Annotated in this window: 9 protein-coding genes and 1 pseudogene; 6 read left to right on the top strand and 4 right to left on the bottom strand. The window is 61.9% G+C overall.

Translation table 11 applies throughout. The features are described 5' to 3' along the window. Positions 1-61: 61 nt before the first annotated feature. Complete coding sequence (locus tag BDOA9_RS18675) at positions 62-664, bottom strand: hypothetical protein (protein ID WP_025035487.1); 603 nt, start codon at positions 662-664, stop codon at positions 62-64. Further along, positions 661-1,587 carry an alpha/beta fold hydrolase gene (locus BDOA9_RS18680; RefSeq protein WP_025035488.1) on the bottom strand — a complete coding sequence of 309 codons (927 nt, stop codon included), beginning with the start codon at positions 1,585-1,587 and terminating at the stop codon, positions 661-663. Before BDOA9_RS18680 ends, BDOA9_RS18675 begins: the two co-directional genes overlap by 4 nt. Positions 1,588-1,719: 132 nt before the next feature. Here BDOA9_RS18680 and BDOA9_RS18685 point away from each other — a divergent pair, with 132 nt between their 5' ends. Both BDOA9_RS18685 and BDOA9_RS18690 read left to right on the top strand, forming a co-directional pair. Beyond that, entirely contained in the window at positions 1,720-4,227 is a 2,508-nt protein-coding gene (locus BDOA9_RS18685; protein ID WP_025035489.1) for an alpha/beta hydrolase, read from the top strand. Between the two features lie 9 nt (positions 4,228-4,236). Next, positions 4,237-5,100, top strand: coding sequence for an alpha/beta fold hydrolase (locus tag BDOA9_RS18690; protein WP_025035490.1), 864 nt, complete (start codon positions 4,237-4,239; stop codon positions 5,098-5,100). 300 nt (positions 5,101-5,400) lie between these two features. Here BDOA9_RS18690 and BDOA9_RS18695 read toward each other — a convergent pair whose 3' ends face one another. Further along, positions 5,401-6,063: a helix-turn-helix domain-containing protein gene (locus BDOA9_RS18695; RefSeq protein WP_025035491.1), complete on the bottom strand. Its 663-nt coding sequence runs from the start codon at positions 6,061-6,063 to the stop codon at positions 5,401-5,403. Between the two features lie 544 nt (positions 6,064-6,607). Here BDOA9_RS18695 and BDOA9_RS18700 point away from each other — a divergent pair. The 4 genes from BDOA9_RS18700 (at position 6,608) to glnT (ending at position 10,902) form a co-directional block, all read left to right on the top strand. Then, the gene (locus BDOA9_RS18700; protein WP_025035492.1) at positions 6,608-7,501 is read left to right on the top strand and encodes a class II glutamine amidotransferase; all 894 of its coding nucleotides are present in this window, start codon (positions 6,608-6,610) and stop codon (positions 7,499-7,501) included. Then, a complete protein-coding gene (locus tag BDOA9_RS18705; protein WP_025035493.1) occupies positions 7,501-8,190 on the top strand; it encodes a protein glxC in 690 nt (229 codons plus the stop codon). Before BDOA9_RS18700 ends, BDOA9_RS18705 begins: the two co-directional genes overlap by 1 nt. A 12-nt stretch (positions 8,191-8,202) precedes the next feature. Further along, entirely contained in the window at positions 8,203-9,531 is a 1,329-nt protein-coding gene (locus BDOA9_RS18710) for an FMN-binding glutamate synthase family protein (RefSeq protein WP_025035494.1), read from the top strand. A 72-nt stretch (positions 9,532-9,603) separates the two neighbouring features. Beyond that, the gene (glnT, locus tag BDOA9_RS18715; protein WP_025035495.1) at positions 9,604-10,902 is read left to right on the top strand and encodes a type III glutamate--ammonia ligase; all 1,299 of its coding nucleotides are present in this window, start codon (positions 9,604-9,606) and stop codon (positions 10,900-10,902) included. Positions 10,903-11,020: 118 nt separating this feature from the next. Here glnT and purU read toward each other — a convergent pair. Further along, positions 11,021-11,119 (bottom strand): annotated as a pseudogene (purU, locus tag BDOA9_RS38000) (formyltetrahydrofolate deformylase); the annotation flags it as partial. Position 11,120: the final 1 nt, after the last annotated feature.

Here is an 11,120-nt window from a genome sequence, read left to right on the forward strand (position 1 = left end):
TAATGTGCGGATGTTGGCGGGCGGGGGGCGGGCTCCCTTGATCTGGGTCAAGGCTTCCGGATCATTCCGCTCCGGCTGCGTCGATGCCGATGCTTTCGAGTGTCTCGCGCCAGAGCTTGCGAACACCGGCATGGCGCTGCTCGAGTGCCGCGTTCACCGCATCCCGGTATGGAGCGAGCTCGGAGCCTCTCAGGAACAGGATCTGGGCTTGCAGCAGCCGGCCGCTCTCGAGTTCGATGCGGCGCAGCGCCATGACGAAGGGATCCTGCGGATTGGCTTCGACCGGCAGCAGCGCAGCGGGCCTGATGCCGGCGTGCACGGCATGGGCGAGCGTTGCGAGGTGGACCGCCTGGGCAAGCCGAGGATCCGTGATCTCTGCGAGCGGCGCAGGAAGCCAGGCGGTCTCCCAGGTCATCAGCATATATCCCAGGGCGATATCGGGGACCCAGGAGGTGGCGCGCATGAGCAGGGAGACGATCTCGGTCTCGCGATAGAACTGTGCGTTCAATTCGGTCTGCCAGGCCGCTTCGAACCTTGCCGGCAGCGAAAGGGCAAATTGCCGCGCCAGGGCACCATGCGCCGAGATCAGGAACGCGCCGACCCGCGATTGTTGCCGCGGTGGAATGCGGCCGTCGGGATCGAGCGGACCGAGGAAGCCGCTCATGGCATCGCTCTCCTGACCGGGATGGCACGCAGATGGTCGTAGCCGTCGGGGAACGGCGTCAGCTCCCCGCCGGCCTCATCCGGTGCCACCCAGATGGATTGTTGTCCCTCCCATCGCCCGGCCAGCACGTCATCGGCGAAGCGCGCCAGCAGGTCCGCCGTCAGCGCGCCCTTTTCCAGCGTGAAGGCATGATAGGCCTTGGGAATGATGACCAAGGAGCTGTTGAGGATTTCGAGGCGCAAGGTTTCGTGGAGACCCCGCGGCGTGAGAAAATCGAACTCGCCGTTGAGGATCATGGTCGGAACGGCGATCGCGGACAGGCGCGGCGTGAGCGGCTGGAAGTCGAGGAAGGATTCCATCAGGTTCTGAAGCGCGAAGACGTCGTTGACCAACCAACCTTGCCGCTTCACGCTGTCGAGCTTGTCCAGCAGCGGCTTCAGCCATTGGTCGGAGAGGTTCATGGGCAACAGGAGATCCTGGAGGTAACTTGTGCCGCCGAGGATCAGGCCGGTCCGTAGCGCATTGCCGAGCAGCAAGAGTTGCGGCGACAGCTCCGCAAAGCAGCTCATCGGCACGAGCCCGGCCAGTCGCTTGCCATGCTCGATCGCATATCGCAGCGCGATCAGGCCGCCGAAGCTGATCCCGCTCAGAAAGACCGGACCGTCCCCCAGTTCGTCGATCAAAAGGCGCAAGGCGGCGACCTGGTCGTCCTGGCTGATGAAGAGCGTCGGCTTGTCGGAGGCGCCCTGGCCCAGCAGATCGAAGGTCGCAACGCGAAAGCCTCGCGCCGGCAAGGCCTCGCGATAAGCGCCCCACAACTCGGAATATTGCGTCAGCCCGTTCACGAGAACATAGGCCGGTGCGCCCGCCGGTCCGTCGAGCTCATAGCGGATCCGGTATGAGCCGTGGCTGAGGAAAGGCATCGCGCGGGTACTGCCGGTGTTTTGATGCCCGCGATCCTCGATCTCCGCGAGCGGATTCCATTGAGCTAGATCAAACCTTCCCGTGCCGCCGTGCCTAGCGTCTCGAGAAAATCTTCACGGGAGGATCGCATCATGGCCGGACAAGATGCGTTGAAGCGTTGCCTGTTGGGCTTGATCGTGCTGCTGCTCGGAACGGCGATCGCAACCGCACAGCCTTTCACGCGCCGCTCGTCGCAGGTGCAGCATGACGGGCTGAAGAAGACCTACGAGATCGCCAACTTCCGTCTCGGCGGCAAGTACGACCTGTCCGCCCCCTCCAAATGGGAGAACGGGGGCGAGGGCGGCGTCACGCTGGAATCGCTCGGGGCCGGTAAGCTGCGTACGGCTTACATCGCCGTCGGCAACGCAAGGCGCAACGCGGCCGGCGAGATCACCAACGCCATCGTGATCAACTCCTATTATTCAGGCGATTCCACCGACATGTACGAGCAGTGGGTCAAAGGTGCGCCGTTGTCGGGCGGCGTGCCGATCATCGGTCCGGGCCGGCCGATCGACACGGATCGCTACTATGTCATCATGGTCGATCCGCTCGGCACTTGGGGCGCGAGCAAGCCGTCCGACGGTCTCGGCATCAAGTTTCCGCAGTACAGCTATTATGACATGGTGCAGGCGAACTACCGCCTGCTGCGCGACGAGTTGAAGGTCGCGCGCGTCGCACTGGTGACCGGCGTCTCGATGGGCGGCACGCAGACCTATGTCTGGGGCGTGATGCATCCGGAATATGTCAGCGCCCTGATGCCGATCGGCGGCACGACGCAATCGGATGGCGACGACCCCGTCGGCAACTGGACCTTCCAGATGATGACGGCCGCGATCCAGGGTGATCCGGTCTGGCAGGCGACCAAGGGCGACTATTACAAGCTCCCGAAGGAAAAGCATCCGGTGCCCGGCGTGGCCTTCGGCTGGTCGATCCTCGGCATGACGGGTTATGATTTCGCCTTCCGCACGACCCAGAATTGGGCGGCGGTACAGCCCGAGATTTTCTATTGGGATCCGCCGAACGAGAAGGCCGGCCTCAACGTCACCAATCGCGCCAAGCTCTACGATGCGGTCGACCTCGTCTGGCGCAACCGGGTCGGCGAGACCCATAACGTCAATCCCTATCTCGGTCGCATTCAGGCCCGCACGCTGGTGATGCACATCACCAACGACCTCTGGCTGAACTTCAAGCTGGCGCAGAAGGCCGTCGATCGCGTGCCCGGCGCCGATCTCATCGCGCAGGAGAGTCCGGTCGCACATTACGGCGTGTTCCCGATCATCAACCAGCGCAAGAACGATCCGAAGTTCGTCGCCTTCATGGATGACGTGGCGGCCCTCGACCGCGCCCAGCAATTCGTCGACAAGAATTACCGCGTGCCCGACGTCGCCCAGACCATCGATCCCAAGAAGTCGTTCTGGAAGGCCTATGTGACCTATCCCTATCCGGTCAAATTCGGCAGTGCCAAGGACAAGAGCGGCAATTCCTGGGAAATCGGTTACATGGACGAGTATGCCGGCGCGGACAAGGATCCGAAGGTGCTCGTGATCATCCACGGCAAGGGCGCGTTCGGCGGCCATTACGGCAACGTCATGCAGTACGCGCTCCGCAGCGGCCTGCGCGTGATCGTGCCCGACCTGCCGCATTACGGCATGTCGGGGCCCGGCAATCTCGACAAGAACCCGGCTCGTACGATGCAGGACATGCGCGAGGTGATCTACGACCTCGTGGTCAACCAGCTCGGCGTCAAGAAGGCGTATTATCTCGGTCACTCGCTCGGCGGCCAGTTCGTGGTGGGCTACGCCCTGACCTGGCCGGATGCGGTGCAGGGCCTCGCCCTGGAAGCGCCGTCCGGCCTCGAGGAATATCCGCGTGAGATCACGATCGCCAAGGACAAGAAGGCGCCGCTGTTCGCCGACGGCCTCGGCCGCGACTTCGACAAGTGGAAGCAGGTCTGGGACCAGACCGGTATTCTCGCCGCGGAGAAGGCGCGCAGCGAGCAGAACATCCGCGACTTCTTCTATTTCAAGAAGCGTGACCCGGACAGCGGCGTGGTGTCGGCTGCGAAGAGCGGCTACTTTTTCAGCGACAGCGAATATGCCCGCTTCCACACCGAGCAGCGCGTCGGGCTCACCAAGGGCAACCCGAAGGAGCTCGATCAGTGGTGCAACGTCTTCATCTTCGACATCTACACGATCGGTGCCGAACTCCAGCAGGATGACCCGAAGAACCTCTATGAGCGGGTGACCCAGATCAAAGCGCCGATCTTCCTGGCGTTCGGCGACAAGGAGCCGTTTATTCCGACGCCTGCGTTCAACGGGCTGACGGACCTCGGCCGCGACGTCATCACGCCGTTCATGACGCGGATGACCAATGCCGGCAACCGGCCGATGCTCAAGATCTATCCGGAGACCGGGCACTTCATCCACACCGACAATCCGGTGGAATACGCCGCCGATGTCGTGGATTTCGTGACCAAGGGTGAGGTGGACACATCATCGCCGCTCGGTACCGATCGCATGATCAAGGGTGCCGTCGTCTCGGCCCTGCCAGTGGCGCCGACACCGCCCGGCGCGGCACCGACGGCTGGCCTCAACAAATAGGGCCCGGCGATGCCGAGGGTGCAGGCGGGCGAAGTCCAGCTTGGCTGGCGGGAGTGGGGAGAAGGCGACGTCACCGTCGTCTTCATCCACGGAAATCTCGCCAGCAAGGACTGGATCGAGCTCGCCGCGCCGTTCTTCCCATCCGGCCTTCGGGTGATCGGCATCGACTGGCGCGGCTGCGGCGACAGCGACCGGCCGAAGCCGGCGCCCGACTATTCCAACTATTCCATGCGGCAGCACGCCGAGGACATGCTGGCGGCGCTCGATACGCTCGGGATCGGCTATTGCCATCTCGCGACACATTCCACCGGCGGCATCATCGCCGCCAGGATGCTGCTCGAGCAGCCGCAGCGCTTCGGCCGCGTGTTCGCGCTCGATCCGGTGACGCCGCTCGGCATGGCCTTCAATGCCGACCAGATCGGATTGTTCAGGGCCATGATGTCGAGCAAGGAGCTGACGCGGTCCGTGATGGCGACGGCCGCTTCTTCGCTGTTCGTCCCGGAGAGCATGGAGCCGAACAAGATCCCTCGTTTTCGCGAGGGGCTGGGAGAGATCCAGATGCTGTTCGACCGGATCATCGAACAGACCTTCGGCGTATCGGAGGGGATCTGGATCGGCACGCCGGTGAACCTGACGCGGGAGAAGGAGAGCCGTGAGCTGGAGCGCCGTATGCCCGAGATCCGGCACCCGCACCTCGTGCTGTGGGGCGAGAGGGATGGCTGGATTGCACCTGCCGACCTCCGCACCATGGCGTCGGCGATGCCGGATTGCCGGCTGGTGATCGTGCCCGGCATCGGGCATTCGATGAATCTCGAACGCCCGGCGCTTTATGCCGGCTATTTCGGAGCGTGGTTTGGAGGACTTGCCGCGTAGCAGGGCCTGCTCCGAAGTCGTGGCCGCGCAGGTGAACTTTTTCCTCGAGCACGAGACGACTGTCGATTTCCATCCGCACGGCATGGTCGTGGTTACGAAGCAGTTGCTCCGCCCGAATGTCTGACAGGGCGAGATGCAGCGTTCCGTTCTGCTTCCAGCATGTCGCCTGGCCAGTCTCGACTTCCAGCTCGGTGAAAAGACGGGACGTGTATTTTGCTAGCTCGGTCTGCGCCGAATTCTCGCGTAACTGGCCAGCGATGCCGGCGGCGTGCCGTCCAAACACCGCGTGGACGCTCGATGTCAGCTTCGCCGCGGATAGATGATAATCGAGAGATACGTCATCGGCGCCTTGACGAGCTCTTCCGGCCCATGACGGGCGGCCGCGTCAAAGAAAAGCGCGTCGCCGGGCTCGAGCAAATAGCTACGATCGGCGTGTCGATAGCGCACTTTGCCGGTAAGCATGTAGATGAACTCCACACCGGCATGCCGGAAATCGGTGTAGGGAACGGCGTCACCCTTGAGCGTAATCAAATAGGGTTCGACGACGATATCGCCGCCGACGCTGTGCCCGAGGAGATCATAGAGGTGCCCGGCCTTGGTGCCGCGCCGCTCGATCCGGACGCCCGTCCCCGCCTTCACGAAGGAGCAATCACGTTGCTCTGTGCTTTCGCGGAATAGACGGCCGATCGGTACATTCAGGGCCTTCGCCAGCGCTGATAGGGTCGCCAGAGAGGGCGAGATCGACCCGTTCTCGATCTTGGACATCATGCCGGCTGAAATACCAGCCGCCGCACCGAGCTCCATGACGGTGAGATCCAGCTCCTTCCTCAGTCGACGGACTTCGGCTCCGATTTCCGATTCAAGAGTGGGGGTTACTTCCTTTGGAGCTAGCGAACCGGTCAGAAGCTCTGGTTCTTGCCGCGGGGAGACCGCTTTCGAACGCTTGATGGCGCCTTTAGCCACAGTGAAACCTCGCTGTATCTACTGAGTCCAGCCTTAAAGCTCGGCTGCCGTAGATCCTCCGACCGGATGATGGATCGTCGCCTTTCTATACTGTGGCGCGCCGCCTGCGGCTAGCCAAGCGCAGCCCCTGCTGCGATTGCCAACATTGCTAGCCGACCGCGGCCGATTTCGGAGCCGGGCATTCTTGACTGCAAGTGATCCTGTCGTCCCGCCACGAGATTGTTCTGCTGCCTGAATTGTCGCCATAGGCCGGGGCGGGCTTGCACGATAATTGCATGAAAATTTATTGCCTGATGGGAAAGATTGGAGGAGGTCGGCATGGATATCGCGCTGCATGCGAGGCGATTCACGGCTGAGATTTCGAGCCTTCGGGATTGTCGCGCCAGTATGATCGTATCGTGCCGCCGCGACACTGTTTCGAGGGCTAGGTGGGCCGATTTCCAAACTCCAAACTCCGGACAACGCCATTTTCTTGACGAGAAAGAAATATTCTTTATAGTAACAGATTGGGTGCATGGGCGTAAACCTCGCTGCGGAGGGTGTTATGTGTGGAATCGTAGGGTTGTTTCTGAAGCAGCGGAAGCTTGAGCCGGAGCTCGGGGCGATGTTGTCGGACATGCTGGCCGTGATGAGCGATCGCGGTCCCGACAGCGCGGGCTTCGCGGTCTATGGCGATGGCCAAACGGGATGTGTGAAGCTGACCGTGAGTGGCGCGAGCGAAACCGCGCTGCGCGAATCGCTTACCGAGCTTGGGCGCGCTCTCGGAGAAAATCTGGTTTCGACTTTTCGTGACACGCACGCGGTCATTTCGCTCCCCGCGAGCAAGGAACGGCAGGCGCGCGGCTGGATCGCTGCACATGACGACATCAGCTTTGTCGGGGCTGGGACGCGAATGGAGCTCTACAAGGAGGTCGGTCTACCGGAGCGAGTCGCGCAACGGTTTGGGTTGGCCAGGATGGCAGGCAGCCACGGCATCGGCCACACCCGCATGGCGACGGAATCTGCAGTGACCACGCGCGGCGCACATCCGTTCTCGACCGGCCTCGACCAGTGCCTCGTTCACAACGGTTCGCTCTCGAATCACAACGGTGTGCGTCGTGTCCTGCGTCGCGAAGGTATGACATTCGAAACCGAAAATGACACCGAGGTCGCAGCAGGTTATCTCAGCTGGAAGATCCGGGAGGGCGCCTCACTCAAGGAAGCATTGACGCAAAGTCTCGTTGATCTCGATGGCTTCTACACTTTCGTTGTGGGTACGGAGAGCGGATTTGCCGTGTTGCGCGATCCGATCTCCTGCAAGCCGGCGGTGATGGCCGAGACCAACGACTATGTGGCGTTTGGCTCGGAGTATCGCGCGCTCGCGATGTTGCCAGGCGTCGACAAAGCCCATCTCTTTGAGCCCAATCCGGCGACCGTCTACGCGTGGGAGCGCGCGTGATGTCAATTTTTGATCTTGCCAAGGTGCCGCTGCGCGAACTCAACGCGGCCCTTCATTCGCTGCCGCCTTCCACCAACGAAACCCATTGGGTCGTGACCAATCCGGGTGGAAAACATGCGATCGCCTGCGGCGTCGATGCGCCGATCACGATCGATATCGAGGGGCACGTCGGCTACTATTGCGGCGGCATGAACAAGGAAGCGACGATCGTCGTCTCGGGAAATGCGGGCGTCGGTGTTGCCGAGAACATGATGTCGGGCGAGGTTCGTGTCAAAGGAGACGCGAGCCAGGCTGCCGGAGCGACCGGCCGCGGCGGCTTGCTCGTGATCGACGGCAACGCATCCGCGCGCTGCGGAATCTCGATGAAGGGCATCGACATCGTCGTCAAAGGCTCGATTGGGCCGATGAGTGCCTTCATGGCGCAGGCCGGCAATCTCGTCGTGCTCGGAGATGCGGGCGATGCGCTCGGCGACTCAATCTATGAAGCCCGCCTGTTCGTGCGCGGCAGCGTAGCAGGTCTCGGAGCCGACTGTATCGAGAAAGAGATGTCGGCGGAAGATAAGTCGATTCTCAAGTCACTGTTGAAACGTGCGGACCTGAACGAGTCGATCAGCCCCGATGACTTCAAGATGTTCGGCTCCGCTCGTCGCCTTTATCACTTCCACATTGACAACGTCGACGCCTACTGAGCAGGATTTCTGATGACCGTCCCGCCGCCCCATCGTACACCGCCTCGGTTTTCTGCTACCTTCAGTCCGCAGACGATCGCTGAAATTCAGCGCGCCGCCGCGACGGGCATCTACGATATCCGCGGCGGCGGCGCCAAGCGCGCGCTGCCGCATTTCGATGATCTTCTGTTCCTGGGTGCCTCAATCTCGCGGTATCCGCTCGAAGGCTATCGCGAGAAATGCGGAACCGATGTTGCGCTGGGCACGCGCTTCGCCAAGAAGCCGATCAAGCTCAAGATACCCGTCACCATTGCGGGAATGAGCTTTGGCGCATTGTCAGCGCCGGCCAAGGAAGCGCTGGGACGCGGCGCCTCCGCGGTTGGAACGTCGACCACCACCGGCGACGGCGGGATGACTGCCGAAGAGCGCAGTCATTCTTCCATCCTGGTCTATCAGTATCTACCGTCGCGCTATGGCATGAACCCGGACGATCTGAGACGGGCTGATGCGATCGAGATCGTGATCGGGCAGGGCGCAAAGCCCGGCGGTGGCGGCATGCTGCTGGGCCAGAAGATTTCTCCACGGGTGGCCAAGATGCGCACCCTCCCGGAAGGGATCGATCAACGTTCAGCCTGCCGGCATCCGGACTGGACCGGACCTGACGATCTTGAGATCAAGATCGAGGAGTTGCGGGAGCTGACCGATTGGGAAAAGCCGATCTATGTCAAGGTTGGAGCCAGCCGTCCCTATTACGACACCGCGCTTGCCGCCAAATCAGGTGCCGACGTAATCGTGCTCGACGGTATGCAAGGGGGAACAGCCGCAACCCAGGAGGTCTTCATCGAGAATGTGGGCCTGCCGCTCCTGGCGGCTATTCGACCCGCGGTGCAGGCATTGCAGGATCTGGGCTTGCACCGCAAGCTGCAGCTGATCGTCTCCGGCGGCGTCCGCACGGGCGCCGACGTGGCGAAGGCGCTGGCGCTCGGCGCGGACGCGGTGGCAATTGGCACCGCGGCGTTGATTGCCCTCGGCGACAATGATCCGCAGCTGCAGGCGGAGTACGAAAAGCTGGGCACCGTTGCCGGGGCCTATGACGACTGGCAGGACGGATTGGATCCTGCCGGCATCACCACGCAAGATCCAGTGCTGGCAGCACGACTTGACCCGGTCAAGGCCGGCCGGCGCTTGGCAAATTATCTCTCGGTGCTGACGCTCGAGGCGCAGACGATCGCGCGCGCCTGCGGAAAGAGCCATCTGCACAATCTCGAACCGGAGGACCTCGTCGCCCTGTCGATCGAGGCTGCGGCGATGGCGGGCGTGCCGCTCGCCGGAACCAACTGGATTCCGGGAATAACGCAGTAGCGGATACGCGCCGCGCGAATTCAACTGACTGCAAGTTTCGATGCCGGGTGTTGACGCATCAAAGAGGTAACTATGGCCAATAGTCTTCACGCCACGGCGCAAGAGAGGGGCATCAAGTATTTTCTGATCTCCTACACCGACCTGTTTGGCGTGCAACGCGCCAAGCTTGTGCCAGCTGCAGCGATCGACGGCATGCTCAAGAGCGGGGCGGGCTTTGCAGGCTTCGCGACATGGTTCGACATGACGCCGGCCGACCCCGACATGTTCGCGATGCCGGACCCGGCAAGCCTGGTCCAGTTGCCATGGAAGCCTGAAGTTGGCTGGCTTGCCGCAGATCCCTGGATGAACGGAAAGCCGGTTGCGCAAGCGCCGCGCAATCTCTTGAAGCGGTTGATCGCCGATGCCGCCGCCAAGGGACTCGAGCTGAAAACTGGCGTCGAATGCGAGTTCTTCCTGATTTCGCGCGACGGGACTGGGATTTCCGATGATGCCGATCACCAGCCCAAACCCTGCTACGATCAGCAGGCATTGATGCGGCGGTACGACATCATTGCTGAAATCTGCGATTGCATGCTGTCGCTTGGCTGGAAACCCTACCAGAACGATCACGAGGACGCGAACGGCCAGTTCGAAATGAATTGGGAATTCGACTCGGCCTTGAAGACCGCGGACCGCCATGCATTCTTCAAATACATGGTGCGCTCGATCGCGGAGAAACATGGATTGCGCGCAACCTTCATGCCGAAGCCGTTCGTCGACCTGACCGGCAACGGCTGCCACGCCCACGTCTCGGTGTGGCGCGATGGCCGCAATCTGTTCGAGGACGAAGCTGGCGAACTCGGCGTGTCAAAGCTCGGCTATCAGTTCCTGGGTGGCATCATGCACTCGGCCGATGCGCTGGCGGCTCTGCTCAATCCGACGGTCAACTCCTACAAGCGCATCAATGCGCCACGTACGACGTCTGGAGCGACCTGGGCGCCGAACTCCGTAACCTATGCGGGAAACAACCGCACCCACCTCATCCGTATTCCCGAGGGCGGGCGCTTTGAGGTCCGCCTCGCCGACGGCGCGGTCAATCCTTATCTGCTGCAGGCAGGATTGCTCGCCGCAGGGCTTGACGGGATCGACAACCAGCGCGATCCCGGCAGTCGTCTCGACATTAACATGTATTTGGACGGTCATTCCGTCGAGACCGGCAAGAAATTGCCGCTGAACCTGCTCGATGCGATCCGAGCACTGCGGTCGTCATCGGTGCTGTCGGACAAGTTGGGCGAGTTCGTACCGTGCTACGTCAAGCTCAAGACCGACGAATGGAATTCGTATGCACGCCATTTGACGGCATGGGAGCGCGAAACCACGCTGGATTGCTGAGGGGCGTCCGCCCGATGACCGCGACGGTCGCCGACAATGCGCCGCTGCTCGAAGTGCTCGCCGGCGACGACGGTTACGGATTCCGGTGGCGATGGTCTGGGGTGCCTTGGAGGCAACATACGAGGTCGTCGGGTTGGTCATGATGCGAAACGCGTTCGACATCCTGCTCGATGATCGGACCTTCATCGAGATCTGGCGTCACATAATGGGCGGTAGCG

It is taken from the genome of Bradyrhizobium sp. DOA9 (genome assembly GCF_000617845.2).
Classification (GTDB): Bacteria; Pseudomonadota; Alphaproteobacteria; order Rhizobiales; family Xanthobacteraceae; genus Bradyrhizobium.

Coding starts and splice junctions, on each gene's coding strand:
- BDOA9_RS18675 (WP_025035487.1), bottom strand. CDS start 664: ATGAGCGGCTTCCTCGGTCCGCTCGATCCCGACGGCCGCATTCCACCG.
- BDOA9_RS18680 (WP_025035488.1), bottom strand. CDS start 1,587: ATGCCTTTCCTCAGCCACGGCTCATACCGGATCCGCTATGAGCTCGAC.
- BDOA9_RS18685 (WP_025035489.1), top strand. CDS start 1,720: ATGGCCGGACAAGATGCGTTGAAGCGTTGCCTGTTGGGCTTGATCGTG.
- BDOA9_RS18690 (WP_025035490.1), top strand. CDS start 4,237: ATGCCGAGGGTGCAGGCGGGCGAAGTCCAGCTTGGCTGGCGGGAGTGG.
- BDOA9_RS18700 (WP_025035492.1), top strand. CDS start 6,608: ATGTGTGGAATCGTAGGGTTGTTTCTGAAGCAGCGGAAGCTTGAGCCG.
- BDOA9_RS18705 (WP_025035493.1), top strand. CDS start 7,501: ATGTCAATTTTTGATCTTGCCAAGGTGCCGCTGCGCGAACTCAACGCG.
- BDOA9_RS18710 (WP_025035494.1), top strand. CDS start 8,203: ATGACCGTCCCGCCGCCCCATCGTACACCGCCTCGGTTTTCTGCTACC.
- glnT (WP_025035495.1), top strand. CDS start 9,604: ATGGCCAATAGTCTTCACGCCACGGCGCAAGAGAGGGGCATCAAGTAT.